The organism is Exiguobacterium sp. s83 (assembly GCF_018617095.1).
GTDB classification, from domain to species: Bacteria; Bacillota; Bacilli; order Exiguobacteriales; family Exiguobacteriaceae; genus Exiguobacterium; species Exiguobacterium profundum.
The window spans coordinates 107,029-131,038 of sequence record NZ_JACSJP010000004.1 but is presented as its reverse complement, the minus strand read 5'-3'; the positions used below and the strand labels follow the sequence as shown (position 1 = coordinate 131,038).

The following is a 24,010-nucleotide window of genomic DNA, read 5'->3' as shown; positions in this document are numbered from 1 at the left end:
TACGGAATTCGCTCTTTTACGTGCAATCGTATAGATAGCGCAGTGCGTGAGGCAAGCGGCGACGCCAGGCCGATTCGTTGTGAATCGCATTTGGTTCGACTTCATATCGGAAAGCGATTCCTTTTTGCACGATGACGTCAATCAGTTTCGCATTCGTGAACAGGTAGTCGCTTGGAGTGATAGGTCCGCTCTCTTCATTTGTGCCAATGTCCATATATAGTTTACCGGCGAACTCAGCATGTTTCATTTCTCGGATCAATGGATCAAGATTGGCCCATGCCGCAGTGGAGAGGGAACCAACTCGTCGAATAGAAGGATAGGTCGCCATCATGTATAGAGAGATGACACCTCCCATCGAGCTCCCCATGACCCCGACATCTTCTGGGTCAGTAGCGTACTCGCTGTCAATTCGTGGTTTTAATTCGTTCATGAGCCAATCTGTATACATACGACCTTGGCCACCGAGTGTTGGACGAGTTCTTGCCAATTCGGGTCCGATCCGTCGATACAGCATCTCATCTTCCTCATATGAATACTCATCGTAACGGTCCAGCCAGTTCGGGGCGCTCGCGATGGCGACGACCATGAGCGGGAGTCGTAGCAGATCGATGCAACGATCGATTTCCCAGCCTTCTCCATATGTAGCAGTGTTTCCAGAAAACACATTTTGTCCATCATGCATGTACAGGACGGGAAGCGGAGTGTTGACGTCGACCCAATCTGGTCGAAATACGCGGACAATCCGCTTTTGACCACGTACCTTCTCCGTCGGAATCGACACGTTCAATTGTTCAATCATCTTTCGTCACCTCTTTCTACTTGTATTGTGGAGAATCATGAACCAAAATACAATTGCTTGACTTTACTACCTACCGTTCGTTAGTTAGAGTGTAAGACAAGGAGAGTGAATGACATGAATACAAAAGAAAAAATCATGCAGTCTGCTCGCACACGCTTCGCACGGGAAGGTTACGAAGGGTTGTCACTAGCGGCAGTGGCGGAAGATGTAGGGATTCGCAAGGCTTCTTTATATGCCCATATCGATGGGAAAGAACAATTGTTCAAACAAGTCGTGTCAGATATGGCGAATCGTTACGAAGAAGTATGGCAGACAACTTGTGACGATACGGTAGGACGACCACCTTTAGAACGAATCGAGTCAATCGTCAACACGCTCACGTCCTTCTTTAGTGATCATGAGACATGGATGTTGACGAAACGAATGTTACTTGTCCCTCCCCCGGAGTTTCGAGAGTATATCGAGGAAGTCATCGGGACGGTCGAAACCAAGCTGAAACGATTTGAGAAAGAACAATTTCGACTGGCGATGGAGCGTGGCGATTTACCGGTACAATCGCTCGATGAACTATATGCTGCGTACTATTGCTTTTTAGATGGCGCCTTACTGTCGTTATTCACATTTGAAGAGGATCGGGAGATGCGACAACAAGCTGCGTTTCGAATTTTCAAGAAAGGGGTGGGTTGGGATGAGTAAAGAGAAGGGTGCATGGATTTCCCTCCTGTTTGCAGGACTACTCGAAATCGTCTGGGCGACGACGATGAAGCTGTCTGAAGGCTTCACGGTTTTAGGTCCGACATTGTGGACAATCGTGTTATTGATTCTTAGTTTCGGATTATTGGCGAAAGCGTTTCGGACGCTCCCTGCCGGTACGGGGTACGCCGTATTCACAGGAATCGGAGCGGTCGGCACAGTCATAGTTGGTGCCTTCTTATTTGACGAGGGGCTTAGTAGATGGAAACTAATCCTTGTGACGACGTTGATTATCGGCATCATCGGATTGAAGCAAGTGACAGGAGGGGAAGAGGCATGAGTTGGGTTTATCTGATTGGAGCAGGAATTGCTGAAATGACAGCCGTTTTCTTTATGGGGAAATCGAAAGGATACCAGATTTTAAAATGGTCGATTGCATCAATTTTATCGTTTGCGCTCAGCTTTTATTGGTTATCGAAATCACTTGAGGTCATTCCTCTTAGTCTTGCCTATTCCATCTGGGTAGGTATCGGTGCGGCCGGCGGCGTCATTTTAGGGATGCTCTATTTGAACGAATCGAAAAGTCGTTGGCGCATCTTTTATTTGACGTTGATTATTGGGAGTGTGGTCGGATTAAAAGTTGTGGCCTAAAGGGTTGAAATGTGCTGAAAACGGGAATTTAATAATTCAGATTATGAGATGAAAGAAAGGGGCGGAAAACGATGCATCTTGTCGAGTTGCAATCTGAACGTTTGCGGTTTGAACCGTATACGCTTTCTGATTTCTATTTTGTCAAATCGCTTCTCCAAGATCCTCGGGTGATGCGCTTCATCAGTCCGGATGGGAGACCGTACACTGACGAACAGACGATTGAGTGGTTTGAACGTCAATTGGCTCGTTATGAGACAGGACGCCAGACCGGTCTCCTGAAGCTCATGACATTTGACAGTGATGAACCGATTGGTCACGCAGGTACGTTATTGCATGAATTGGACGGTAAAATCGAGTTGGAAGTCGGGTATTGGTTGTCACCGAAGCATTGGCATATGGGATATGGTCGAGAAGCCGCCGCGCGTCTGATGCAGCATGCTTTTACGGAAGGCGAGAAGGAGATTATTTCTCTGATTCATCCGGACAACGTTCCATCTCAACGTGTCGCTAAGGCGAATGGTCTTCACTGGGATCGAGATACATTCTATAAGGATATGCTCGTCTCCGTTTATGCGGGTGACTTGGAGCGGTTATGTCGACATATCGACCGTCAACAAATGACACGATAAAAAAGTCTCTAAATAAATAAAAAAAGTTGTTGCCAACTCAATAGTTTCTTGATATATTAATAGTGTCCTTAAGAGAGGACACGACCTGATTCTGTAGCTCAGCTGGGAGAGCGCTACCTTGACAGGGTAGAGGTCGCTGGTTCGAGCCCAGTCAGAATCACTTGGGTGCCAAACCCTCGAGAAACCCACCGGAACATGGGTTTCCGCGAAGCCACTTCTTGCGAGAAGTGGCTCTTTTTTTTGTATATTGACATGGCACGAAAGCAATTGGTATATTCCTTTCAATACATAATGAAACGGGGAATGCGACATGGTTCTAACGGGAACCCTCGTCAATGCCGGACTAATTGTCATCGGGGCATTGCTAGGTCTCTTATTTCACCGCATTCCGGAGCGTATGAAAGAGACGGTGACGGCGGCAATCGGGCTTGCGGTCATCTTGCTTGGGATTCAAATGGGGATGAAAAGTGAGAACTTCTTAATCGTCATCGGAAGTCTAGTCGTCGGGTCTGCGCTCGGGGAATGGTGGAAGTTAGATGAATTATTGAATGAAGTCGGTTATCGGCTCGAACGGCGCCTTGGGAGTCAATCGAGTGTAGCGGAAGGATTCGTAACGGCCACGCTCATTTTCGTGATCGGGGCGATGGCCATTATCGGGGCGCTCGATAGCGGGTTACGTGGTGATCATGACGTGTTATACACGAAAGGGTTGATTGATGGTTTTACGGCCCTCGTGTTAAGTTCGACACTTGGGATTGGGGTCATGTTTTCAGCAGTTCCAGTGTTACTGTATCAGGGCGGAATCGCGTTACTCGCCATTCAAATCATGAAGTTCATTCCGGAGTCGCTCATGGACAGCTTTATTTTAGAGATGACCGCGACCGGTGGAGTCATGATTGTGGCGATTGGCTTGAACTTGGTTGGAATCACTAAAATTCGCGTGGCCAATTTATTACCGGGGATTTTAGTGGTGGGTTTGATTGTGTCCATCATACATACAATCAATTGAAAAAATGGATGGAAGCGAGTCGCTTCCATCCATTTTTTATGGTTTCTCGATCGTTTCATGATCTTCTTTGGCACTTTCACGCAAGGCTGAAGCCATCACGTCAGCAAGGTTCCGTTCCTGAAGCACGCCGACGCCTCGGTCTGTCGGTCCGCCTGGAGCGGCCACGTCGGCAATCAGTTCATTCGTCTTCCGTGTTTCATGAGACAACAACTCAGCGGAGCCTTTCATCGCTTGAGCGACAATTTGACGCGCTGTCTGTTCATCGTAACCGACATCCGTTAGGACGGGCGTCATCGCACCCACGATTTCATAGAAGAAGGCCGGGCTGCACCCGGCAGCAGCCATAAAGGCCGACATCGTCTTCGCATCGGTGACGGCCGTTCGTCCGACCCGTTCAAAGAGAGAAGTCGCTTTTGCGCGATCAGCCTCATCAGTTTCTGGACCGAACCATAGACCCGTCATCCCGCTCCGATAGGCGACAGGCGTGTTCGGCATGGCGCATACGGCTGGTAACCCTGAAGCCTCTTCTAACTGGCTCGGTTCGATATGTGCCGCGACCGAGACGAGTAACGGTGTCTTCCATTCTTTCGATTCTACATATGGCATGACGCCATCTGGTTGCATCGCTAATACGACGATGTCATAGTCGTTCACGTTTTCGTCCTCGACGATTTGAACGCCGAGTTCATCTTGTAGGAAGAGTAAACGCTCCCGGTCACTTCGGTTTGTCATTGTGATGTGTGTCGGTTCGATGCCCGAGTCGATCCACCCGCGAACGAGTGCCTCGCTCATCGATCCTGCACCGACCATTAGTAGTTGATTCATCATTCGTCACCTCTTCTTTTCGATTCGGTCAATAGTTATGTTGACTATCATAACAAACATACACTCGAATATCGCCCATCCTGCTCATTTGTAAAGAGATGGAAAACGATTTGACATAGGAATCGACGAACATGACAAACGTTTCAAATCGCGCTATGATGGCACTAATTCAAAAGAGTGAGGCGAAATCGTGTGAAACGTGTACTAGTAAAAGGGATTCAAGGTTATCAGCGTTTTATTTCACCATTAAAGCCGCCAACGTGCCGATTTTATCCGAGCTGTTCGCACTACGGAATCGAAGCAATCGAAAAACATGGGGCTGTCAAAGGCAGTTATTTAACCGCTCGCCGACTCATTCGCTGTCAGCCGTTTCATCCAGGCGGGCTCGATTATGTTCCGGATACATTTGATTGGAAAGCGCCTTTACAACGAGAGAAACCTGAGTCACAGCGAGACGATTGAGTTCGTCTCGCTGTTTTTGTACAGAACAAACAATGAATCAGTTGTTTTAGTACAATACTTTTGCATTGTTCTAAGTATTCTGAAAAAATAGAGGTGTACACTATTTTTCGGGGGAAGGGGATACTTTGTATGGGGCAATCATTTAGTGAATGGGTGAGTACGGTGTCCAACTTTGTATGGGGACCACCGCTCTTGATTTTGCTTGTGGGGACAGGCATTTACTTGACGGTGCGTCTAGGTGGAATTCAAATCACCAAATTACCGTATGCGTTGAAATTGGCGTTTTCGAAAAATCAGGATCAATCCTCTAAAGGGGACATCAGTCACTTCCAGGCGCTCATGACCGCTCTGGCGGCGACTGTCGGTACGGGGAATATCGTCGGGGTGTCGACAGCGGTCGTATTAGGAGGACCGGGAGCCATCGTATGGATGTGGGTGTCCGGTTTCTTTGGGATGGCAACGAAATACGCAGAGGCAGTTCTTGCCGTGAAGTATCGGGTCACTGATGAGCGCGGTCAAATGGCTGGTGGACCGATGTACTATCTAGAACGAGGGTTGAATCAACGATGGTTAGCAGTAGCATTTGCTGCATTCGCATCGATTGCGGCGTTCGGTATTGGAAACGGGGTCCAAACGAACTCGGTCGCGCTTGCGCTCAAAACAACGTTTGACGTACCACTTTACATATCAGGGATTCTCATTATGATTTTTACAGGAGCGGTCATTCTCGGAGGCGTGCGTTCCATCGGGAAAGTGGTCAGTTACTTCGTCCCCGTCATGATTGCCTTCTACTTAGGTAGCGGTCTCATCATCATGGTGATGAATTACTCACTGATTCCGGATGCGTTCGCACTCATCTTTAGCAGTACGTTCAGTGCAGAAGCAATCGGTGGAGGGGCCATCGGAGCTGCCATTCGATACGGGGTGGCACGTGGTGTCTTCTCGAACGAAGCAGGTCTTGGCTCTGCTCCGATCGCAGCAGCGGCAGCGAAAACAGATATGCCGGGTCGTCAGGCGCTCGTCTCGATGACTCAAGTCTTCTTGGACACGCTTGTCGTCTGTTCGGTGACAGGATTGACACTCGTCATGGGTGGTCAAATCGAGACAGGACTTGAAGGGGTCGAATTGACTTCAGCTACATTTGAACTGTTCCTCGGACCAGCCGGCGGTTATATTGTCACAATCGGGCTCGTTTTGTTCGCCTATTCGACCGTGCTCGGTTGGTCGTATTACGGCGAACGCTCCATCCATTACTTGTTCGGACAAAAGTCGATTCTTCCCTATCGGATTGCTTTTGTACTCGTCGCGGGACTCGGTGCCATGACGACAAACTTGAACTTGGTATGGGCGTTATCGGATGTCTTCAACGGCTTAATGGCCATCCCGAACTTGATTGGTCTCTTGTTCTTGTCGGGTGTTGTCATTGCCGAGACGAAGCGTTTCAACCAACAGCTTGAAATTGAAAATCGAAAAGTTTCCTAAACGAAAGGACGCCATCCTTATGAATCAGAGGGTGGCGTCTTTTGTTTTGCTTCTAATTCATCGAGTCGTGCTTTTTGTAAATGATCAAACACTTTTGTGATAAAGCCAACCATGATGCCCACCCCGGTCAATACATATCCGATGGTGAATATTTTCCGATGTCGGTCTGTGGGGCAAAATCACCATATCCAATGGTAGTTAGGGTGATGACACTGAAGTAAAGTGCGTCCAACCAACGCATCTCCTCGAACCGGGTGTAAAAAAAGTGTACAGGAGAGGACGGTAAGGAAGGCAAGACTGAATAAGACTTGGAACTCAGGGTCACGGAGACCACACCAGACTCCGCGTACAATTCGACGCAATGTCAGTAAGAAAGGCAACATGTCGCTCGCTCCTTTCAATATTAGGTTTGTTCTCTAAAAACGGGGGAACATCCTCTATAGTTCGAAAAAAGAGAAAGGGTGAGTTGGATGGGGAAAGTCATACCGAAACAAGAAGGTCTCGACCATAGTGTCGATTTTTTACGGGAAGGATATTTGTTTGTCGCGAATCGACGCAAAAGTTTTCAGTCGAATATCTTTGAGTCGCGCCTGCTCGGGGAGCGCGTGATTTGCCTTGGAGGCGAAGAGGCGGCAGAAGTGTTCTATGATGCAGACAAATTCAGGCGTCAGGATGCTGCTCCGAAACGTCTATTGAAAACCTTGTTTGGAGAAGATGGGGTCCAAACACTAGATGGTGCGGCACATACGCATCGAAAACATATGTTCATGTCATTGATGACAAAAGAAAATATAGATCGATTGCTCCGATTGACATATCGTGAGTGGAACCAGATTGAACGAATGGGAGAGGAAATCGTCTTATACGATATTGCACAAGAAGTGTTGATGAAGGCCGTGTGTGAATGGTCGGGAGTTCCACTTGCGAAAGAAGAAGTGGGGAAGCGCACTGAAGAGATGAGGTTATTATTTGAATCGGGTACGTCTCTTGGTCCGACGTATTTACAAGGTCGGAAGGCACGAAGTTCCGCTGAAGCCTGGATTCGTCAGATGGTAAAAGAAGTGCGGTCGAATCGATTATTGCCGAACGAACATACGGCGCTGTACGAATTTTCGTGGCACCGGGATGAATCCGGAGAGTTATTACCTGAAGACGTCGTGGCGGTCGAAGTATTGAATATTTTACGCCCGACTGTCGCAATCTCGGTGTATGTCCTCTTCACTGTCTTAGCTTTACATCAGTTCCCGGATGTAAAAGAGCAGGTAGAGCGGGGAGAGGTCTCGAAAACAGAATTTGTCCAGGAAGTGAGACGGTTTTATCCATTTTTCCCTGTAGCGGCAGCTCGTGTCAAAACCGATTTTGAATGGGACGGCTATGCATTTTCGGAAGGGACGCTGACGCTTCTTGATTTGTACGGTACGAATCATGACTCCTCTATTTGGACGGAGCCGGATCGATTCGATCCCTCTCGTTTTAAAGATTGGAACGAGAGTCCGTTTAACTTTATTCCGCAAGGTGGGGGAGATGTAGATTTTGGACATCGATGTGCCGGCGAACATGTGACCATTGCAATTCTTGCACAAGTCATTGAGTTGTTTACTAAGGAATACGCCTACACGGTCCCGCCTCAAGACTTAAGCTATAGTTTTGTAGACATGCCGAGTCTGCCGAAAAGTAAATTGCGATTGACTCATCTAACTCGAAATCAATAAAAAAGTCGCCTACTCGATGGGAGTAGGCGACTTTGAATTTACTTCGTTTGCAAATTTAGGTGTTTGGAGATGGGACGAATCGAGACCGATGAATCGATCATTCGATTATCCCGTTTCGGTTCATCGGTACATTCAATCTGCCAGTCGGTGTCATGAAGCTCTTTTAGTCCGACGGCGATGTCGTATAGGGAATAGTTCGCATTTCCGTTTAACTGATAGATGCCCGGTCCACGTTTAGTCAAAATTTCAAATAGCGCGTCTGCCGTGTCTACTAAAAATGAACATGATGGATACCAATGCTCACTCGCTTGGATGACCCCTCGTTGCTTCATCTCGTTCGTAAAATAGTCCATCATATTATTCGATCCGGCCTCATCCCCGATTTGCCATCCGAGACGAACGATTTGAGCACCAGGATTGGCGTTCATAATCGCACGTTCGCACTCACGCTTATACTTTCCATAGTCATCCTCGGCATCTGGTAGCGTATCTGGGGAAATCGGTCCGGTCACTTCATCTGAAAAAATTGAAACCGTGCTCGTGAACGGGAAAGGGATTTTCGCCTCACCACATAAACGAGCGAGCGTCTCGGCCCACTCCACCGCGCCCATACCGATATGTAAAAAGTAGTCCGGTCGGATGCGCTCGATGAATTCTCGCATTTCCTCTTCGTTTGTCGTGGACACTTGCTCGCGATTCCACGCAATCCCTTCAATTCCGTGGCGCTGCAACGTTTCGGCAACAACGGGTGCCACTGTACCGTTCATTCCTGTAAGAATAGCTTTCATTTCGATTCGCCCCTTTCACTCTATATGATGCCACAAAACGAGTGTGGACAAACAACCGATGTGCCGGGCTATGCTAGACTGGATGATGGAGGGATCAATCATGAATATTCGACAAGCAACCAAACAAGATAGTAAACAAATTGCACCACTCATGTATCAAGCGATCCATGAGATTGCGTACACATTGACGGCATCAACGGATACACCTGAGGTATTGGAGCGACTAGCGATGTGGGTAGAGAAACCAAATAACCGCTTAAGTCACGAAAACATCTGGGTGGCGGATTTTGAAGGAGAAGTTGCCGGAATGATCATCTCGTATCGTGGGGATAAGGCAGAAGAATTGGATCGACCGATTCGAGAATGGTTGACGGCGCATGGAAGTGGAGAAGAGGTGGACGTTGAAACGGAAGGTTATGTCCAATACATTGATTCACTGGCTGTCGCAGAGGCGTATGGAGGTCGTGGAATCGGGACGAAGTTAATCGAACACGTTTGTCTCGTTGCGAAAGAACGCGGTGTGCCCGCCGTTACATTGAACGTGGATCAAGAAAATCCTGCGGCACATCGCTTATACACACGTCTCGGCTTCCATAAGGAAAACGAAATCAACATTTCTGGGGCGAGATTTGACTATATGATCAAAGAAATCAATTCGACTCCTTTCTCAGTCTAAAAGCGGATGCGCAAACTTCTTTTCTCGACTATACTAAGTGCTTGAGGAAAGATATACGTAAAGGAGATACATTATGGAGTGGAAGAACATTTGGCGAGGGATGGCCATGGGGACGAGTGATTTAATCCCTGGTGTAAGCGGTGGTACCATTGCAGTCATTTTAGGCATCTACGATCAACTCATCGAAGCGATTAGCGGCGTATTTAGCCGATATTGGAAAAAATATATCGGGTTCTTGATTCCATTGGCAATTGGAATGGGGACAGCCATTATCGCACTGAGTCGAGTTATTGAATACTTATTGCTGGAGTATTATGCACCGACACAATTTTTCTTTATCGGATTGATTTTAGGGATTATTCCACTTCTATTCGTGGAATTTAAATCACGCGCATCGATTCGTCCGGTCCATGTCATTGCCATGGTTGTCGCAACCATCCTTGTCGCGAGTATGGCATTTCTGAATCCGGTTGATTCGTCGATTATGACAGACGTGACGTTCGGGACGGCGCTTCTCTTATTCTTCTCCGGTTGGTTGGGCAGCATGGCGATGTTGCTTCCTGGAATTAGCGGTTCATTCGTCTTGTTGTTAATTGGTGTTTATCCGACCGTCATCAGCGCCATCTCAAACTTCAATCTGTTGATTATCGGGATTGTCGGTGCTGGAGTGGCCGTCGGGTTCGTTGTAAGTAGTAAAGTCATTCGTTACTTATTGGCGAATTTCCCGGGAATGACGTTCTCCGTCATTATCGGATTGGTCATCGGCTCACTCGCCGTCGTGTTTCCGGGTGTACCAGCTTCTGGAGTCATGTGGATACTCAGTATCGTCGCATTCATCGCGGGGGTCATCGTCGTCCGATTACTCAGCAAATATTCTGTCTAAATGAAAAAGGAGTCCAGCGATGAGCCGGATTCCTTTTTAATAGATGAAGGGGAAGAGGCGCTTGCGCGTCTTCGACCAGGATTGGTAAGACTGACCGAAATGGCGAATGAGCATACCTTCCTCGATTCGAATGCGGTACAGTAACGCAAGCGAGGTGAGACCCGCGCCAATCAGTGCGATCCCCCAATGAATAAAGTAGAGCGAGAATCCGAACGTAATCAATAACAACCCTGTGTAAAGAGGGTGGCGTAAGTAACGATACGGTCCCGAGCTGACGAGTTCGTCTTCCGGTCGGACGACGACATGTCGTGTGAATTGATGACGTAAATGTAAAATCCCCCAATAACGTAACGACACGCCGGCTATGTAAAAAGTAAGTCCGATGATTCGTTGAACTGTCGAAGGCTGTGATTCGAAAACAAGCGAAGAGATCATAGACAACACGAAGACGCCAATCATCGTCGTCGCTACAAAGTAAAAGCTCTTCCGCTCGACAGCCCCGTCTGTTGCCTCTTTTCGGTTACGAAATCGCCACGTCTCAACTAGCCAAAAAAATGATACGACGATTAATAGGACATCCATCCAATTCATCACGCACATCCTCCCTTTTAATTCATGTTTCATTACCCGACCTACGCATAAGAAAAACCAAATCCATCAGGACGATATTCGAAAAAAATTGTCAAAGTGACCAAAACAGGTTATCATCTAATGAGAATGATTATCATTTTTACGTATATAGAGAGGAAGGGTGCGACGATGAACGAGGAAGTATTCGACGTGACGATTATCGGTGGGGGACCGGCTGGATTGTATGCCGCTTTTTACAGCGGTTTACGAGGTATGAAGACGAAAATTATCGAATTTCAACCTTTTTTAGGCGGGAAAGTACATGTCTATCCAGAGAAAATGGTTTGGGATGTAGGTGGTCTCCTACCGACGACTGGGGCAAAACTGATCGACCAACTCGTCGAGCAAGGTCTCACCTTCTCTCCGACGGTCCTTCTTGGCGAGAAGGTGGAGTCGATCTCTAAGCGTTCAGACGATTTGTTCGGGATCGACACGACGAACGGTCATCACATTTCCAAAACCGTCATCGTTGCGACAGGAAGCGGGATCCTCAAACCGCATAAGGTTGAAGTGAGCGGGGCGGAGCGGTTCGAATTGTCGAACCTCCATTACACGGTTAAATCACTTGAACGCTTTAAAGGAAAGCGCGTCTTGATATCGGGTGGCGGCAATAGTGCAGTCGATTGGGCGAATGCGCTCGAGCCGATTGCAGAGCAGGTCGTGCTGACGTATCGAAAAGAAGAACTTAGTGGACATGAAGCACAAGTTGAAAAAATTAAACAGGGTCGAGTCGACTGTTGCCCACGATCAAAAGTGACGGATTTGATTTCTCACGATGGGAAATCGATTCAACAAGTTCTTTTGACTCATGTCGAAACAGGAGAGACGAGCGTAATCGAGGTCGATGAAGTGGTCATCAATCACGGATATGAACAAGACGCGGAGTTGCTTCGGAACAGCGAATTGCAGGTCGAGATGAAGGATGGGTTTTATGTGAAAGGGAATTCAGGTAGCGAGTCATCCATACCAGGATTGTACGCTGCCGGTGATATTCTCACGCATGAAGGGAAAGTACATCTCATCGCTGGAGCGTTTCAAGATGCTGCGAATGCGGTGAACCGGGCCAAAACATACATTGACCCGAATGCGAATGCTACCGCAATGGTGTCCTCTCATAATGAACGGTTAAAAGAGAAGAATCGTCAAATCATAGAAGAAACCATGATGAAGCAGTAAGAGGACCACTCTTACTGCTTTTCTCTAGGATAATCACAAAGCTCGGTAATCACACCGCCTGAATGACGCGGGTCCATGTAGATTAAGCGTCTACCTTTCACGGTCGTACGCAGCGTGTCTTCTAAAAAGGTGATGCCATTTTGTTTGTGAGCGGCCATCGCTTCGTCCAAATCGTCGACACGATAGGCGATATGATGAACACCCTTCCCTCGAGCTTTCATGAACCGGGCAATCGGACTCGTCTTACTAGTCGGACGCAACAATTCGATGACATCCTCTCCAATATGAATGACGGCCAACTCGGTCTCTACCCCGATTGCCGTGTTTGTATAGTGGTCCACGAGTTTTCCTCCTAAGACCGTCGTATAAAATGTGATTGCCTCGTCTAAGTCTCGAACGGCAATCCCAGTATGATCGATATACATGTACATTCCTCCTCCTTCTTCAGTTTGCCTAAAGTTGAACAAAATGTCACTTCACAACGTTTCACGCTTATCCGATATAATAGGAGAGGGAGGGACAGCGAAATGAACGGAAAAATCACGATGGGTTTGGTGGGCACTTTCGCCCTTGTATCATTTGTGTTTGGACTCTCGCTTGCGACGTTTGTCGACTATCGCATCAATGAAGAACAGGTTGTCCTTGAACGATTAACGACCCATAAACAGATTGGTCCGACCGAGTTGCTGTCTACCGAGGTTGACTTTCACTTAAATGGGTCGAATTATGCGATTCGTTTTAAAGATGAACCAAACATTACGTATTGGTTCAATGTCGTCGATCGCAAAATTAAGTTCGATCGGATTGAATCACTCGATTTGAGAGACACGGGGCTTCGGACAGAACTGTTTGAAGCGATGCCGCCTCTAGCGATGGAGTCGACTACTGCTGCAGAATAAAAGACGTCGAATGAACAACTTTTTCCTTGGAGAAAGAGTTGGTTTGCTCGACGTCTTTTGATTGTTATAAATAAATCGGGGTCGGTGGTGCCTGTAGCGTGTACGTATAACGACAAATATTTGAGATTTGGGTACCGTGGCGTCGAAGTATATATGTCAAATCAGGTTGCAGGTTTGTTGCTGAAATATGTGCCTCTTCGATGTATCGGAACATGTAGAAAAATTTTTGTTGAAGGAATGAAATGGCGTCCCTCAATAAAGGCTCATCACAATCAATATGCATCTCTTGTATTGAAATATGGTACATATGTAAGCGAACTTTCATGATTCCAATCACTTGTCGATTCCACTTCACGGAATAGAACAATGTTTGCTGGCGAACTTCTCGTGCGAATTGTTCATCTGTCATTGACATGGCACCCGGAAGGAGATGACAATGCTCATTTCGAAATGTGAGCCAATCGACTCTTCTTGAATAGTCCACTAATTCGAGTGTCCAATCGCTATGAGTTGCTTTCTCACACGGGATGAACGGTAGATGATACGTTTTCGTTTGATGGAATACTTGAAATCCTGCTGCTTCATATATTCGAAGCTTATCTTGATTTTGATAGTCTTCCTCCTGAAGATAGTACGTGATCGGGTACGTCGTTTCTCGACTTCGCTCATAGATCAAACGGTGAAGTAGTCCGCGAAAGACGTGACGATCACCATATGTGGCTTGAGAGAGGCGAATAGCATGTTCCGTCTCAAGCTGTTCGTCGTTTGCGACGATCGAAGCGAGTGGGGCATCGCGATTGAGTGCAACATAGACGTGATGATGTGAGGGGAGGGAAAGAAGCAAAGGAGCCTTGCTTAAAGGATATAGCGACTGAATGGAAATACGCTCATGTAACGGTAATTGCCTGCATTCTACAAAACGTAGCGCTCGTTTCACGAAGAATCCTTCTTTCTTTATCAAATGATAAGTACAAATAAATTGTAAGCGCTATCTTGCATCGAGGTGTGTGGCATTATAATGAAACCTGACTCGAGAAAAAATCAATTACGCCAGAAAAAGGTTCGAGTAAAATAGAACATATCCGTTCAATACAATGAAATGGATTTCGTTTCATCGTTCATCTGTGAGATTCGTCAAATGTCAGCGCAATGAACGGATGAGACGTGCTATACTTAAACACAATGAAAACACGGAGTAGGAGTATATGATGAAATACATTTATCAACTGATTCTGGTTTCTGTGCTTTGGTTGACAGTAACACCGCCTGCAGCCATGGCCGAGACAGAACCGGTCGTCATTCATGAAAATATCATTGTCGAAGAAGATGTGGACATTCATGAAGGATTTCAATCGCCGAATGAAATGGTGTATTTGTTCGTATTGATTGTATTGTTATCTGTCATCGGACTTGGCATGATGAATACGATTGAATAACGTGAAAACGTTCACAAAAATGCAATAAGTGATTTGGTAACGGTTACAATCGTTCCCTTATACTTATATGTGTAGGAAGAAAGTTCTGCACCAACTTTCTGTCCTCCTTTTCAAATGAACACCCCTCGTTCATATCATGTATTGGAGTCAATCGATCCCATCGATTGACTCCCTTTTTTTAAAATCGGATTCGCTTTTCTTTAGCAATTCGTTTTAAGCGCTTCGTCTCACTAGTGTGTCCGTGACTCTCTAAAAAGTCGACATATACCCGAAATGGTTCGGAGCGATGAGAAAAGAATGGGATATATTCAGCGAACAATTTTTGTTCCGCTTCTTTCAAATTCCCTTCAGCGACGAGAAGGCGGAGTTCTAACATCTTGAGCGCTTGATAGTTTTCGAGCGGGGTATCCTCTGTTTGGGACTTTTCTAACATCCGATCGCAAAGTTTTAAGAGACGAGAGTGGAGGATTTTTCTTGTATTGGCATGACTGTGTTCGATAGGTAGCGTTGAGAGTAAATCGATTCGTGTAGAATCAACATCTTTTGGCACGTGGAGTGCGGTGTATAGGGTGCGGTCAATCCAAACGGTATCAATCGGGGCATCGAGCTGATAATAGTGAATGAGTTGTTTGAGCATGGTGACTTGTGAAATTTTTAAAAGACGAAATGGGTCACTCGTAGAGAAGAGCGGTTCTTCGCCAGCTGATGTAGAGAGGAGGTAAAACATTTCTTCATACATCGTACGTGCTTCTGTGTATTCCTCGGCGTAATGTGCTAAATCGCGAATGATTTTTTTAGCATGAATGTACCAATTTTTTTGGTCGCGTTCTGACATGACTTGATTCGGACGAATGTACAAATGTTCGTACGCAGAATCAACAAACCGTTCAGCCAAGGTGATGGTTTGCGAGAGCGAATGTCGCTCTTCAGAATTTTTTTTCTCTTTATAGCGCGTGAATTGGCTGATCATAAAATCAAAATCTTGATCATCAATCACATCTTTAGGAGTATGACGGTACATTTCGACGAGCAAATCGCGTAACGTCGCCTCGCCATACTGCTCTAACAATACGCGTAACTTTCCGATGCGCATCAGCTCTCCTCCTTTCAGTCAAACTTTTCGTAGGCAATCTCGATTTGGGCAGAAACCAATTATCATTCCTTTCCCGCTTTTCATCTGAAACAACCATTCGCTCTCATGCTTAAGACGGATTTTCGTAAGAAACGTTGTCAGATGATGGCTGGTTCGGGATAATAGAGAAAAATTGATAAAGTTGAGGATCATAATGATGAAAGATGAACAACATTTATCGCGTGTCGAACGTAGAAAGCGCGAATTAGAACAACAAGAAATCGAATCGTCTCGTGTGGACCATGGTCAAGCGGACGAGCCCTCTATACATGCACAATCTGAACAACAGCGTGAACGGGTAACGCGCCAATCAGAACATCCCTTTTTAAATGAACAAACGAAAGAATCTCCAAGGACGAAAAATGGGACGGCAAAGTCGAGTCGGAAACGACTGCCCCGGGTTTCATTATTTTCGAAACGGAAATCATCTCGTCCAACATCCCGACAGACGACGAGACCATCGAAACCATCTACTCCCGCTAAACGAGAAACGGATCATGCGTCTAAACAACCAACGAAACGAAAGCGTAAATGGAAAGGGAAAGCTGTCCTTTTCCTACTTGCGATGCTACTGATTGTTGGATATTTTGCGACTGCTCCATTCACATTCCTCATTATGGGGAGCGATGCGCGGGTAGGGGAATCGTTGTCAGGATCTCGTACAGACTCCCTGCAGTTGATGGAGTTCGTACCACGTTCTGGGACTGTTCAGAACGTATCGATTCCACGTGATACGTATACAGCGATTCCATGTGAACCTGAACGGGAAGGTGACAAAATTACGCATGCGTTCGCGTTCGGCGGCGCAGAGTGTACGATTGGTGCCGTGGAAGGGCTGACCGATGCCTCGGTCGATGGACAAGTCGTCATCACGTTCGAATCGTTCATGGAATTGATTGATTTGATTGGTGGGGTGAATGTCACGGCGACGCATTCGTTTAGCGAGAAAGGGTTCAACCAGACGTATGAGTATACAGAAGGTGTTTCCTATGCAATGGATGGAGACATGGCCTTGGCGTATGCGAGACACCGTAAATCGGATACGGATGGAGCGCGTTCGAATCGTCAAACGGAGGTCATGACAGCTGTCGCTGAAAAGCTGGCGAGTCCTTCAGGTTGGACAAAAATTCCGGCTACGTACCGCTTCATGAAAGAAGAAATGGGACTTGAGATGAACGTCTTGCAAATGGCATCTGTCGGATTGACGATGATCTCGAATCCTGAGGTGAATAAGATGCAAGTCGAGGGTCAAGATGCTTATATCAATAACGTGTATTACTATGAACCGTTAGAAGAGAGCGTGCAGGCGATTCAAGACGCCCTTGATTTATCCGTTTGGGGTACTGTCAGATAATTTTAAGAAAAGGGTTTGATTCTGACTTGAAAGAGGAATTTTAATCAAATGAACTACTCTTTTGAGGAGGGAAATTTGAATGAAAGTTTTAGTCATTGGAGCAACAGGAAAGATCGGGAAACGTGTATTGAAAAGCCTGGCGAAAACCCATCAAGTGACCGCTTTAATTCGTTATCCTGAACTACAAGCAGAGTACGAGAAAATGGGTGCACACGTATTGACGGTTGATGTCGAGACAGAACTCGAGAAGAAAGTACATGAGGCGACAAGTGGACAAGATGCCGTTATTATTGCGGCAACTGCCGGCGCGGATGGTTCGAGCACTGAAATTGAACTGCTTGACCGAAACGTTGCGATGAATGCCATCGATGCTGCCAAGAAGGAACGGGTACGTCATGTCGTCTTACTCAGTGCCTATGGCGCCGATCAACCGAACGCTGCACCGAAAGAACTCTTCAACTTTCTGTCAGCTAACAATGCCGCTGACGAGTATATCGAACATAGCGGTTTGAACTATACGATCATTTGCCCAGTGACCATTGTCGATGAACCGAGTAAAGGTTCAATCGAAGCATCAGAGGACTTGAATGATGCGGATGGTGCGACGATTTCCGAAACGGATGTCGCAACTGTCATCGCAGCGTCTCTCGACAACCGGGGTCTGTACGGTCGTCGAATCGAAATCAAGTCTGGTAGCACACCGATTAATGAAGCGCTCGACTTTGAAGGGCGTGGAGAGGTGGCGAACGGAGGAAGAACGACATTACGTCGACCACAACGATCATAACGAGTTGAGGAGAAGATGACATGGAACGGAAACTTTATAAAGACCCAAACAATAAAGTGATTGCCGGTGTTTGTTCAGGGCTTGGAAACTATCTCGGGGTGGACGTCACCATTATGCGTGTCCTATTTGTGGCGATGGCTCTTCTCGGTGGTCCGGGACTCCTCATTTATATCATTCTGGCGCTCATCATGAAAAAGCCAGTGTCAGAATATGAAGCCGAACAAGACGATCGCTTTTAAACCAAAAATCAATCCGACAAGACGTCGGATTGATTTTTTTAGTTCTCCACATATAATGTATAACTCGCTTCAAACGTCTCATTTGGTGCAAGAAGTTGAATCCCTTCTTTGTGTAGGAAATCTTTTCGATGTCCTTTATAATCCGCATGTCCGAACCAAGGTTCCAAACAGACGAACGGGGCGTCTTTCTGCGGTGGAGACCAGATGCCGAAATGCGTGAAGGAGGGACTTTCCATCACGATGGCTGCGCCGGTTGGCTGATGTCGGAGTGCGGCATATTCAATCTTCTCAAAAATGAGTGCGTCGTCTTCGAATAATGACCGAGTGAGGGGGATATACTGACGCTCTCCGAGTGGTTGATACGCGCCTGGTGAACTACTCGCCACTTATTTGCTTCGCAAATTGAAGGGGGAGCTTCTTGGGAAAATCGTACTTTTATTAGCCACGATTATTTACCAAGCTCGTCGGGTGGTTCCCACCCTGCAGGAATTCGTTTTAGTTTGCCAACATCAACAGGTTGATGCTCGCATTGATATCTCGATCATGTTGCGCGCCACAAGCACACGTCCATTCACGGACATCCATCGCTTTCTTCTCGCCCTTTACTCCGCAAGTGGAACAGATCTGCGTCGATGCGTACTAGGGGTCTGCCTTGATGAGCGTCCGTCCATAGAAGTTCGATTTGTATTCGAGTTGCCGGACGAACTCGTACCAACTGACATCCCCGATGGACTTCGCTACCTTGTGGTTCTTCATCATGTCCTTCGATGTCAATGTCTCCACGACGATGACTTGGTTCTCGTCAACAATCCGTCTCGACAGCTTGTGAAGGAAGTCCTTGCGTTGGTTGGCGATTTTCTCGTGTTTCTTGGCTAAGATCAGCTTAGCTTTTTCACGATTCTTGCTTCCGATCTTCTTTCGTGACAACGCGCGCTGCGACTTCTTGACCTTCGCTTCGGATCGGCAAAGAAAGCGAGGGTTTTCGATCTTCTCAGAAACCATCCATTGTTGTAGATGAATCGGGCGCAGCGATCGTCCGGACCAGGAACTCGGCCTGTGCCGGCGTCGAGTGGAGCCTGTATGTGTAGCCTTTCAGCATGTCCGTCCCTCCTCCTTTCAGAAGATCGTGATGTGTCCTCCTCATCCGATACCCGAGGAGGGGGAGGGAGAATCTGACGGAATGACGAACTTTTGTTCGTAACATCTGTCATAGGGAGAGAAAACTGTAGGACCGGGCGATTCATCTCCCACCTACGCCGGGCTACGCCCCGAGACGCTTAGAGGAGGGAGAATTCTCGCCTGATTTAGTTAAATAAGGACCCTCGAGCAAGTAGCGATCGAGGGAGCGGATTTCGCCGAAATCGATCACGTAGTCTTCAAATGTCCCGCCCACGAACGGAATGTTGAATGCAGGATGACCACCGATGTTAAACGGTAACGTCGTTTCGCCCGGGTTATGGACACGATACGTCACAATCACTTCTTCGCCCACAAGTTGATAGGACACGGTCAGCGTGAATGGGAATGGATAGTGTTGACGCGATTCCGATGTATCATTCAATGTGAAGCGGATCGACGTGGCAGTAGAAGATTCGACCTCGAACATAGCGTCCCGGGCGAATCCGTGTTGACTCATCGTATAGGTGTTTCCCTCATATACATATTGATCATCGAGCAATCGACCCACAATCGGGAAGAGGATCGGGGCTTGTCGTCCCCAATAGGTCGGGTCCCCTTGCCATAAGAGTTCAGTTCCAGATACTTTCCAACTCGTCATCTCAGCACCTTGTGCCTTTAAGGTTATCTGTATTTTCTCGTTTTGAAGTTGCACAATCCATACGCTCCTTTACGGGTTTATGATAAGTTAAGTGTAGAAATCTTAAGTAAAACAAACAAGGGGTAAATGATGCGCTTACAAAGAATTGGTATTGGAACGCTGATCCTTCTATTGATTGCTGGCCTCGCATATAAAGGCTACGAGGAATATATGATGACACAAAAGAAAGAAGAAGCGGTTCCGATCGTCCAAAATGAATCGGTATTAGGAGGACTTGAAGTGGGGCAACAAGCCCCGGACTTCACTTTGAATACGTTAGATGAGGAGAATTTGACCCTTTCTGAGTTCCAAGGACAGCCGGTCGTCATTAACTTCTGGGCCTCTTGGTGTCCGCCGTGCCGGGATGAGTTTCCTGAACTCGTATCGTTTGAAGAAGCGACAGGCATCCCAGTACTTGGTGTGAACGTCACCAAAAATGAGCGACGAGGAAAAGAGGACGTGGAGGCATTCCTAGATGAGTATCCCGTTGATTTTCCGATTTTGCTAGATGAAGAGGCCGCTGTCGAGCAACAATATCGAGTTGTCGCATTACCGACGACGTACGTTCTAGATGCAAAAGGGATCATCATGGCGAAAAAAACGGGTCCGGTAGACGAGGCGTGGCTTCAGCAACAAATCGACGACATCTCAGAATGATTCAATCGAAAAAAAGCTGAACGAACTGCCCGGTTAGAGAGGGCAGACCGTTCAGCTTTTATAGTGTTGCTTGATCAATGCGTCAAAGTTAGGGGTCATATCTTCTTCAAGATAGTAATGATGGTTGTCTCGAATGATTGTATCACCAACACGTGCTTCGGATGGTAGGAATCGTCTAGGGATGAAACTTGAGCCGTTGTTCCATCTCAACACGGCATATTTTCCCTCGATTCGTACCAATGTACCGTACTTAATCATACCTCTTCCTCCTCGACGAGCAGCTTCTGTCTCTTTTTATCCTTACATCATGTATTCCCAAATTCCACAAAAGCTACACATCTTTACACGTGTCTGTCTAATCACTATAGGGACGTTGTATCAAAAAACGATAGAGGTTAAATGCGGGAAATGTGAAGAAAGTTTGAAGAAAACGCTTTCTTTTTTTGAAATGGTCTTTTATAATGAAACCACGGGGTGATTATGACGAAACTGTGAACAATGGGGGGATGGTCATGTTTTCTTCTGCAATGATTGGGTTACTCGCTCTGACGGGAGTAACGATCTATGGGGTTGACCGTATGTTCACGGTCCGCTCAGAACGCGTCACAAAGAAATAGGTCTACATAGGGGGAAATCGCAACGTCTTGGGGAGACGTTGCGATTTTTTTATATATCTTGTTGTCGAGACCGGCGATCGGTCTCTTTTTGTTCCACCATCTTTCGATTCCGTTCATGAACACGGTCAAAAAAGGCGTGCTTTGGCCATGCAGGAGACCAGTGGCGTTCTTCAGGGAGTGCCAAGATATACTCTTCCGCCGCACTCAATCGCTCAATCATGTGACTTCGGTTGTCGCACAAGTCACCGTGACCTGGTACGAACCAACGAATCTCATGTTCGTAGATGAGTGATTGTATGGTTTGTAGCGTATCAAGATAGGCGGTTGGGTCGTGTTCGATAAACGGTGGCTCGACATTAGACCCATAATCTCCACAAACGAGAAGATTCATGGATTCGATGAGAACCGACATATGTGTCGCGTCATGGCCCGGTGTAGAGAGGAAGGTCACGGGCACTGAACCGATTAAAAGCGTTTGATCGGGTTGGATGACCAGGTCGATGTCCGGTTTTTGAATCGGGTGATCAATATAATATTGTTCATAAAACTTGCGAATCTCATTTAATTGGTCAGATGAGTCGGCATCGACGAAAGCCTGTGAGGCAATCGTGGTGGCATCTGCAAAGCCGTAAGCTCCGATGATGTGGTCAAAATGATGATGTGTGAAGATGACATAAAGCGGCCGATTCCGACGGTGTAATTCGATGTCACGACGGATTGTCGCAATTTCTTCCGGGAGCCAGGTCGGGTCAATCAACAAAAGGGCATCTGGTGTATCGATGAGGGTCGATGTCGTTCGCATCAACGCGCTTTCGTATACGGTAAAAGATTGCAGCTTCGCTTGAATCAATGTAGTTCCTCCTTGTCTGTATGGATTCAATCACTCTTTTCCCCAAAACAATAGACGGAACAACAAAAAAGCAGAAAGTCGTGTGACTTTCTGCTTTTGCAAGGTCTCAACCGTGCAGTGTATGTGTGCGAGATCCTCTCGCGTATATGTCGATATTGGAGCGGGTGAAGAGAATCGAACTCTCGTCATCAGCTTGGAAGGCTGAGGTTTTACCATTAAACTACACCCGCATGAAAGAAAAAATATGGAGCGGGTGAAGGGAATCGAACCCTCGTCATCAGCTTGGAAGGCTGAGGTTTTACCATTAAACTACACCCGCGAAACGTATGAACTCTTAACGTTACTTTGATATAATAGCATATACGATGGAATTTGCAAACCCTTTTTTAAAAAAACTTTTTAGGTTGCAGAATCCTATTCACAACACAGATAATAGAAAAAAGGGGAGAAATGAAATATGAGTGAGCGAAAATCATATTTACGACTGATGGGTGAAGGGTTTCGAATGTTGAAACAATCGAAACAAACGGACACGACGGTGTCTCTCCGAAGTTGGACGTTTTCAATCCGCCATGACCAAGAATGGCAAGTTGTGTTACGAACGAATCGAATCAAGTGGGTCGGATTACCAAGTATGACGTTTGAGATTCATCCGAATATGATTCAAATAGGAGATCTTCGAGTCACCCGTCACGCACAATCGAACGAAGTACGTTTGACAATCGATGAAGAATGGGGATTGGAAAATAAGGTTGTTTGTGACAACCTAGAATGGGAAACGTTCGTCGATGCGCTCAAACAAGTGAAGGGGGAGTAAGCGTGAGTGGAGAGAGGTTGTATCGGATGGAAGCCGAGGCTCGAGGGATTGCTTGGCGTGCCCGGGTTCTAACAGGAATTCAACGATTTCGATTTTACAAAGGGGAATTGCTTGCACCGACAAACCGACCGTACGTCGTGCTGAGCATCTCGCAAGATGAAGGAGCCCTGCCAGATTTAATTGAGACCGATATGGGTATCCTCTTGATCCATGAGCGGGTGGGACCGATCTTCATGAATGTCTGTCCGTATGACGTTCAGCTCGTTCGTGTCGAGCTTCATACGAGTACCGGGAAAACCGATCGTTACTGTGCCCTGAACGTCCTCCGCCGCTTTGAAATCGAATACCTTGAGCATTCGAACGAATATCGTCCGCTGAGTGCGGATCGACTCTATTTCCTATCCAATCAAACTGTCCGCATGAACTTATTTGGACATATGATCGCCCAAGACATAAATAGCCAACGTCTTTACGTGACCGAACGCTTGAAGTACGCGCTTCAAGCTAAAATGGTCACAGGGCTGGCATTCAAGCAAGTAAAGGAGAAAACAGCATGAAAGAGTACGAAATTGATGGGTGGTTCCGCCTGACGTATCCGGAACATTATGAATACAGCGAAGAGGAAGACTATGTGAGTTTTTACTCGACGGAAGCGGATGCACAAGGGACGCTCCAAATCTCAATCTATGAATCAGAAGATTCGCAAGAACCAAAACAATCCGCAATGAGCGAATTGAATACGTTCTTAGGCGAATTCCCGATTGATGTGAAGGTTGCTCCGAGTATCACGACTGAAGCGAGTGATATGACAACGGCCTACGCGAGTGGGATTGAAGACGGGATGCATTTAGATGTATGGTCCTTGACCGACGGGAAACGGCTTTTATTCTTAACTTATGTAGCCGATCAAGTGACCAATGAAAAGATGGAGATTGAATCGATCATCGATTCGATCGAGTGGACATAAAAAGAGACACGACGCCAACGAGGC

The 24,010-nt window shown here is 46.7% G+C and carries 33 protein-coding genes, 3 tRNA genes and 2 pseudogenes; 22 read left to right on the top strand and 16 right to left on the bottom strand.

Going from position 1 to position 24,010, the window contains the following annotated elements:
* Positions 1–16: 16 nt before the first annotated feature.
* The gene (locus tag KNO73_RS12985) at positions 17–799 is read right to left on the bottom strand and encodes an alpha/beta hydrolase (RefSeq protein ID WP_214814419.1); all 783 of its coding nucleotides are present in this window, start codon (positions 797–799) and stop codon (positions 17–19) included.
* Positions 800–913: 114 nt separating this feature from the next.
* On the opposite strand from KNO73_RS12985, the gene KNO73_RS12980 reads away from it, so the two are divergent.
* The 6 genes from KNO73_RS12980 (at position 914) to KNO73_RS12955 (ending at position 3,781) form a co-directional block, all read left to right on the top strand.
* A complete protein-coding gene (locus KNO73_RS12980) occupies positions 914–1,495 on the top strand; it encodes a TetR/AcrR family transcriptional regulator (RefSeq protein WP_215112591.1) in 582 nt (193 codons plus the stop codon).
* Positions 1,488–1,832: a DMT family transporter gene (locus KNO73_RS12975; RefSeq protein ID WP_214685520.1), complete on the top strand. Its 345-nt coding sequence runs from the start codon at positions 1,488–1,490 to the stop codon at positions 1,830–1,832. The genes KNO73_RS12980 and KNO73_RS12975 overlap by 8 nt, the downstream gene beginning before the upstream one ends.
* Positions 1,829–2,143 carry a DMT family transporter gene (locus KNO73_RS12970; RefSeq protein ID WP_015880773.1) on the top strand — a complete coding sequence of 105 codons (315 nt, stop codon included), beginning with the start codon at positions 1,829–1,831 and terminating at the stop codon, positions 2,141–2,143. The genes KNO73_RS12975 and KNO73_RS12970 overlap by 4 nt, the downstream gene beginning before the upstream one ends.
* 71 nt (positions 2,144–2,214) lie before the next feature.
* A complete protein-coding gene (locus KNO73_RS12965) occupies positions 2,215–2,772 on the top strand; it encodes a GNAT family N-acetyltransferase (RefSeq protein WP_015880774.1) in 558 nt (185 codons plus the stop codon).
* Between the two features lie 87 nt (positions 2,773–2,859).
* Positions 2,860–2,932: transfer RNA gene (locus KNO73_RS12960), tRNA-Val, on the top strand.
* A 150-nt stretch (positions 2,933–3,082) separates the two neighbouring features.
* A complete protein-coding gene (locus KNO73_RS12955; RefSeq protein WP_214689120.1) occupies positions 3,083–3,781 on the top strand; it encodes a DUF554 domain-containing protein in 699 nt (232 codons plus the stop codon).
* A 36-nt stretch (positions 3,782–3,817) separates the two neighbouring features.
* Here the strand turns inward: KNO73_RS12955 and KNO73_RS12950 are convergent, their stop codons facing one another.
* Positions 3,818–4,606 carry a pyrroline-5-carboxylate reductase family protein gene (locus KNO73_RS12950; protein ID WP_251024998.1) on the bottom strand — a complete coding sequence of 263 codons (789 nt, stop codon included), beginning with the start codon at positions 4,604–4,606 and terminating at the stop codon, positions 3,818–3,820.
* A gap of 192 nt (positions 4,607–4,798) precedes the next feature.
* Here KNO73_RS12950 and yidD point away from each other — a divergent pair, with 192 nt between their 5' ends.
* On the top strand, positions 4,799–5,068 hold the full coding sequence (yidD, locus tag KNO73_RS12945; protein WP_015880777.1) for a membrane protein insertion efficiency factor YidD: 270 nt from the start codon (positions 4,799–4,801) through the stop codon (positions 5,066–5,068).
* Positions 5,069–5,197: 129 nt separating this feature from the next.
* Entirely contained in the window at positions 5,198–6,550 is a 1,353-nt protein-coding gene (locus KNO73_RS12940) for an alanine/glycine:cation symporter family protein (RefSeq protein WP_214685527.1), read from the top strand.
* 17 nt (positions 6,551–6,567) lie between these two features.
* Here the strand turns inward: KNO73_RS12940 and KNO73_RS12935 are convergent.
* A pseudogene (locus KNO73_RS12935) lies at positions 6,568–6,933 on the bottom strand (potassium channel family protein).
* 87 nt (positions 6,934–7,020) lie between these two features.
* On the opposite strand from KNO73_RS12935, the gene KNO73_RS12930 reads away from it, so the two are divergent.
* Complete coding sequence (locus KNO73_RS12930) at positions 7,021–8,262, top strand: cytochrome P450 (RefSeq protein WP_214685529.1); 1,242 nt, start codon at positions 7,021–7,023, stop codon at positions 8,260–8,262.
* Positions 8,263–8,300: 38 nt separating this feature from the next.
* Here KNO73_RS12930 and KNO73_RS12925 read toward each other — a convergent pair whose 3' ends face one another.
* Complete coding sequence (locus KNO73_RS12925) at positions 8,301–9,050, bottom strand: sugar nucleotide-binding protein (protein ID WP_215112590.1); 750 nt, start codon at positions 9,048–9,050, stop codon at positions 8,301–8,303.
* Positions 9,051–9,150: 100 nt separating this feature from the next.
* Here KNO73_RS12925 and KNO73_RS12920 point away from each other — a divergent pair, with 100 nt between their 5' ends.
* Complete coding sequence (locus KNO73_RS12920; protein WP_214689124.1) at positions 9,151–9,726, top strand: GNAT family N-acetyltransferase; 576 nt, start codon at positions 9,151–9,153, stop codon at positions 9,724–9,726.
* Between the two features lie 73 nt (positions 9,727–9,799).
* Positions 9,800–10,609: a DUF368 domain-containing protein gene (locus KNO73_RS12915; RefSeq protein ID WP_214689126.1), complete on the top strand. Its 810-nt coding sequence runs from the start codon at positions 9,800–9,802 to the stop codon at positions 10,607–10,609.
* A gap of 36 nt (positions 10,610–10,645) precedes the next feature.
* Here KNO73_RS12915 and KNO73_RS12910 read toward each other — a convergent pair whose 3' ends face one another.
* Positions 10,646–11,200 (bottom strand): methyltransferase family protein, encoded by a 555-nt coding sequence (locus tag KNO73_RS12910; protein ID WP_074037776.1) that lies wholly within the window; start codon positions 11,198–11,200, stop codon positions 10,646–10,648.
* A gap of 168 nt (positions 11,201–11,368) precedes the next feature.
* On the opposite strand from KNO73_RS12910, the gene KNO73_RS12905 reads away from it, so the two are divergent.
* Positions 11,369–12,415 carry an NAD(P)/FAD-dependent oxidoreductase gene (locus KNO73_RS12905; RefSeq protein WP_074037775.1) on the top strand — a complete coding sequence of 349 codons (1,047 nt, stop codon included), beginning with the start codon at positions 11,369–11,371 and terminating at the stop codon, positions 12,413–12,415.
* A gap of 11 nt (positions 12,416–12,426) precedes the next feature.
* On the opposite strand, the gene KNO73_RS12900 is transcribed toward KNO73_RS12905, so the two are convergent.
* A complete protein-coding gene (locus tag KNO73_RS12900; RefSeq protein WP_215112589.1) occupies positions 12,427–12,840 on the bottom strand; it encodes a VOC family protein in 414 nt (137 codons plus the stop codon).
* Between the two features lie 102 nt (positions 12,841–12,942).
* Here KNO73_RS12900 and KNO73_RS12895 point away from each other — a divergent pair, with 102 nt between their 5' ends.
* The gene (locus KNO73_RS12895) at positions 12,943–13,314 is read left to right on the top strand and encodes a hypothetical protein (protein ID WP_015880787.1); all 372 of its coding nucleotides are present in this window, start codon (positions 12,943–12,945) and stop codon (positions 13,312–13,314) included.
* A gap of 64 nt (positions 13,315–13,378) precedes the next feature.
* On the opposite strand, the gene KNO73_RS12890 is transcribed toward KNO73_RS12895, so the two are convergent.
* Positions 13,379–14,251 carry a hypothetical protein gene (locus tag KNO73_RS12890; RefSeq protein WP_215112588.1) on the bottom strand — a complete coding sequence of 291 codons (873 nt, stop codon included), beginning with the start codon at positions 14,249–14,251 and terminating at the stop codon, positions 13,379–13,381.
* 271 nt (positions 14,252–14,522) lie between these two features.
* Between KNO73_RS12890 and KNO73_RS12885 the strand changes: the two genes are divergently transcribed.
* Positions 14,523–14,750, top strand: a complete 228-nt coding sequence (locus KNO73_RS12885; RefSeq protein WP_214734072.1) for a hypothetical protein — start codon at positions 14,523–14,525, stop codon at positions 14,748–14,750.
* Between the two features lie 178 nt (positions 14,751–14,928).
* Here KNO73_RS12885 and KNO73_RS12880 read toward each other — a convergent pair whose 3' ends face one another.
* Entirely contained in the window at positions 14,929–15,843 is a 915-nt protein-coding gene (locus KNO73_RS12880) for a hypothetical protein (RefSeq protein ID WP_215112587.1), read from the bottom strand.
* Between the two features lie 196 nt (positions 15,844–16,039).
* Between KNO73_RS12880 and KNO73_RS12875 the strand changes: the two genes are divergently transcribed.
* The 3 genes from KNO73_RS12875 (at position 16,040) to KNO73_RS12865 (ending at position 18,262) form a co-directional block, all read left to right on the top strand.
* Entirely contained in the window at positions 16,040–17,236 is a 1,197-nt protein-coding gene (locus tag KNO73_RS12875) for an LCP family protein (RefSeq protein WP_251024997.1), read from the top strand.
* A gap of 79 nt (positions 17,237–17,315) precedes the next feature.
* Positions 17,316–18,023 (top strand): SDR family oxidoreductase, encoded by a 708-nt coding sequence (locus tag KNO73_RS12870; RefSeq protein ID WP_015880792.1) that lies wholly within the window; start codon positions 17,316–17,318, stop codon positions 18,021–18,023.
* A 20-nt stretch (positions 18,024–18,043) separates the two neighbouring features.
* A complete protein-coding gene (locus tag KNO73_RS12865; RefSeq protein ID WP_015880793.1) occupies positions 18,044–18,262 on the top strand; it encodes a PspC domain-containing protein in 219 nt (72 codons plus the stop codon).
* Positions 18,263–18,300: 38 nt separating this feature from the next.
* Here KNO73_RS12865 and KNO73_RS12860 read toward each other — a convergent pair whose 3' ends face one another.
* From KNO73_RS12860 to KNO73_RS12845, 4 genes and pseudogenes are all read right to left on the bottom strand, one after another.
* Complete coding sequence (locus KNO73_RS12860; RefSeq protein WP_251024996.1) at positions 18,301–18,648, bottom strand: aldose epimerase family protein; 348 nt, start codon at positions 18,646–18,648, stop codon at positions 18,301–18,303.
* 109 nt (positions 18,649–18,757) lie between these two features.
* A pseudogene (locus tag KNO73_RS12855) lies at positions 18,758–19,261 on the bottom strand (RNA-guided endonuclease TnpB family protein); the annotation flags it as partial.
* The gene (locus KNO73_RS12850; protein WP_215112585.1) at positions 19,254–19,361 is read right to left on the bottom strand and encodes a helix-turn-helix domain-containing protein; all 108 of its coding nucleotides are present in this window, start codon (positions 19,359–19,361) and stop codon (positions 19,254–19,256) included. The pseudogene KNO73_RS12855 and the gene KNO73_RS12850, both read right to left, overlap by 8 nt.
* Before the next feature lie 162 nt (positions 19,362–19,523).
* The gene (locus KNO73_RS12845) at positions 19,524–20,093 is read right to left on the bottom strand and encodes an aldose epimerase family protein (RefSeq protein WP_275060048.1); all 570 of its coding nucleotides are present in this window, start codon (positions 20,091–20,093) and stop codon (positions 19,524–19,526) included.
* A gap of 75 nt (positions 20,094–20,168) precedes the next feature.
* Here KNO73_RS12845 and KNO73_RS12840 point away from each other — a divergent pair, with 75 nt between their 5' ends.
* Positions 20,169–20,735: a TlpA family protein disulfide reductase gene (locus tag KNO73_RS12840; RefSeq protein WP_240499783.1), complete on the top strand. Its 567-nt coding sequence runs from the start codon at positions 20,169–20,171 to the stop codon at positions 20,733–20,735.
* A 51-nt stretch (positions 20,736–20,786) separates the two neighbouring features.
* On the opposite strand, the gene KNO73_RS12835 is transcribed toward KNO73_RS12840, so the two are convergent.
* The gene (locus KNO73_RS12835) at positions 20,787–20,993 is read right to left on the bottom strand and encodes a DUF3006 domain-containing protein (protein ID WP_015880796.1); all 207 of its coding nucleotides are present in this window, start codon (positions 20,991–20,993) and stop codon (positions 20,787–20,789) included.
* Positions 20,994–21,196: 203 nt separating this feature from the next.
* Here KNO73_RS12835 and KNO73_RS12830 point away from each other — a divergent pair, with 203 nt between their 5' ends.
* Positions 21,197–21,352 carry a hypothetical protein gene (locus tag KNO73_RS12830; protein ID WP_215112584.1) on the top strand — a complete coding sequence of 52 codons (156 nt, stop codon included), beginning with the start codon at positions 21,197–21,199 and terminating at the stop codon, positions 21,350–21,352.
* Between the two features lie 49 nt (positions 21,353–21,401).
* On the opposite strand, the gene KNO73_RS12825 is transcribed toward KNO73_RS12830, so the two are convergent.
* From KNO73_RS12825 to KNO73_RS12815, 3 genes are all read right to left on the bottom strand, one after another.
* The gene (locus KNO73_RS12825) at positions 21,402–22,202 is read right to left on the bottom strand and encodes an MBL fold metallo-hydrolase (RefSeq protein ID WP_078146317.1); all 801 of its coding nucleotides are present in this window, start codon (positions 22,200–22,202) and stop codon (positions 21,402–21,404) included.
* 156 nt (positions 22,203–22,358) lie between these two features.
* Positions 22,359–22,432, bottom strand: a tRNA-Gly gene (locus KNO73_RS12820).
* A gap of 15 nt (positions 22,433–22,447) precedes the next feature.
* A tRNA-Gly gene (locus KNO73_RS12815) sits at positions 22,448–22,521 on the bottom strand.
* A gap of 138 nt (positions 22,522–22,659) precedes the next feature.
* Here KNO73_RS12815 and KNO73_RS12810 point away from each other — a divergent pair.
* From KNO73_RS12810 to KNO73_RS12800, 3 genes are read left to right on the top strand one after another with little or no spacing between them, the layout of a single operon-like run.
* Entirely contained in the window at positions 22,660–23,019 is a 360-nt protein-coding gene (locus tag KNO73_RS12810; protein ID WP_211781679.1) for a hypothetical protein, read from the top strand.
* Between the two features lie 2 nt (positions 23,020–23,021).
* Positions 23,022–23,576, top strand: a complete 555-nt coding sequence (locus KNO73_RS12805; RefSeq protein WP_251307179.1) for a hypothetical protein — start codon at positions 23,022–23,024, stop codon at positions 23,574–23,576.
* Complete coding sequence (locus KNO73_RS12800) at positions 23,573–23,986, top strand: DUF3805 domain-containing protein (RefSeq protein WP_211781678.1); 414 nt, start codon at positions 23,573–23,575, stop codon at positions 23,984–23,986. Before KNO73_RS12805 ends, KNO73_RS12800 begins: the two co-directional genes overlap by 4 nt.
* Positions 23,987–24,010: the final 24 nt, after the last annotated feature.

Coding starts and splice junctions, on each gene's coding strand:
- KNO73_RS12810 (WP_211781679.1), top strand. CDS start 22,660: ATGAGTGAGCGAAAATCATATTTACGACTGATGGGTGAAGGGTTTCGA.
- KNO73_RS12980 (WP_215112591.1), top strand. CDS start 914: ATGAATACAAAAGAAAAAATCATGCAGTCTGCTCGCACACGCTTCGCA.
- KNO73_RS12895 (WP_015880787.1), top strand. CDS start 12,943: ATGAACGGAAAAATCACGATGGGTTTGGTGGGCACTTTCGCCCTTGTA.
- KNO73_RS12925 (WP_215112590.1), bottom strand. CDS start 9,050: ATGAAAGCTATTCTTACAGGAATGAACGGTACAGTGGCACCCGTTGTT.
- KNO73_RS12940 (WP_214685527.1), top strand. CDS start 5,198: ATGGGGCAATCATTTAGTGAATGGGTGAGTACGGTGTCCAACTTTGTA.
- KNO73_RS12850 (WP_215112585.1), bottom strand. CDS start 19,361: ATGCTGAAAGGCTACACATACAGGCTCCACTCGACGCCGGCACAGGCC.
- KNO73_RS12915 (WP_214689126.1), top strand. CDS start 9,800: ATGGAGTGGAAGAACATTTGGCGAGGGATGGCCATGGGGACGAGTGAT.
- KNO73_RS12930 (WP_214685529.1), top strand. CDS start 7,021: ATGGGGAAAGTCATACCGAAACAAGAAGGTCTCGACCATAGTGTCGAT.
- KNO73_RS12910 (WP_074037776.1), bottom strand. CDS start 11,200: ATGAATTGGATGGATGTCCTATTAATCGTCGTATCATTTTTTTGGCTA.
- KNO73_RS12965 (WP_015880774.1), top strand. CDS start 2,215: ATGCATCTTGTCGAGTTGCAATCTGAACGTTTGCGGTTTGAACCGTAT.
- KNO73_RS12875 (WP_251024997.1), top strand. CDS start 16,040: ATGAAAGATGAACAACATTTATCGCGTGTCGAACGTAGAAAGCGCGAA.
- KNO73_RS12835 (WP_015880796.1), bottom strand. CDS start 20,993: ATGATTAAGTACGGTACATTGGTACGAATCGAGGGAAAATATGCCGTG.
- KNO73_RS12885 (WP_214734072.1), top strand. CDS start 14,523: ATGAAATACATTTATCAACTGATTCTGGTTTCTGTGCTTTGGTTGACA.
- KNO73_RS12880 (WP_215112587.1), bottom strand. CDS start 15,843: ATGCGCATCGGAAAGTTACGCGTATTGTTAGAGCAGTATGGCGAGGCG.
- KNO73_RS12905 (WP_074037775.1), top strand. CDS start 11,369: ATGAACGAGGAAGTATTCGACGTGACGATTATCGGTGGGGGACCGGCT.
- KNO73_RS12900 (WP_215112589.1), bottom strand. CDS start 12,840: ATGTATATCGATCATACTGGGATTGCCGTTCGAGACTTAGACGAGGCA.
- KNO73_RS12985 (WP_214814419.1), bottom strand. CDS start 799: ATGATTGAACAATTGAACGTGTCGATTCCGACGGAGAAGGTACGTGGT.
- KNO73_RS12800 (WP_211781678.1), top strand. CDS start 23,573: ATGAAAGAGTACGAAATTGATGGGTGGTTCCGCCTGACGTATCCGGAA.
- KNO73_RS12955 (WP_214689120.1), top strand. CDS start 3,083: ATGGTTCTAACGGGAACCCTCGTCAATGCCGGACTAATTGTCATCGGG.
- KNO73_RS12830 (WP_215112584.1), top strand. CDS start 21,197: ATGAAACCACGGGGTGATTATGACGAAACTGTGAACAATGGGGGGATG.
- KNO73_RS12870 (WP_015880792.1), top strand. CDS start 17,316: ATGAAAGTTTTAGTCATTGGAGCAACAGGAAAGATCGGGAAACGTGTA.
- KNO73_RS12865 (WP_015880793.1), top strand. CDS start 18,044: ATGGAACGGAAACTTTATAAAGACCCAAACAATAAAGTGATTGCCGGT.
- KNO73_RS12950 (WP_251024998.1), bottom strand. CDS start 4,606: ATGAATCAACTACTAATGGTCGGTGCAGGATCGATGAGCGAGGCACTC.
- KNO73_RS12840 (WP_240499783.1), top strand. CDS start 20,169: ATGCGCTTACAAAGAATTGGTATTGGAACGCTGATCCTTCTATTGATT.
- KNO73_RS12970 (WP_015880773.1), top strand. CDS start 1,829: ATGAGTTGGGTTTATCTGATTGGAGCAGGAATTGCTGAAATGACAGCC.
- KNO73_RS12920 (WP_214689124.1), top strand. CDS start 9,151: ATGAATATTCGACAAGCAACCAAACAAGATAGTAAACAAATTGCACCA.
- KNO73_RS12975 (WP_214685520.1), top strand. CDS start 1,488: ATGAGTAAAGAGAAGGGTGCATGGATTTCCCTCCTGTTTGCAGGACTA.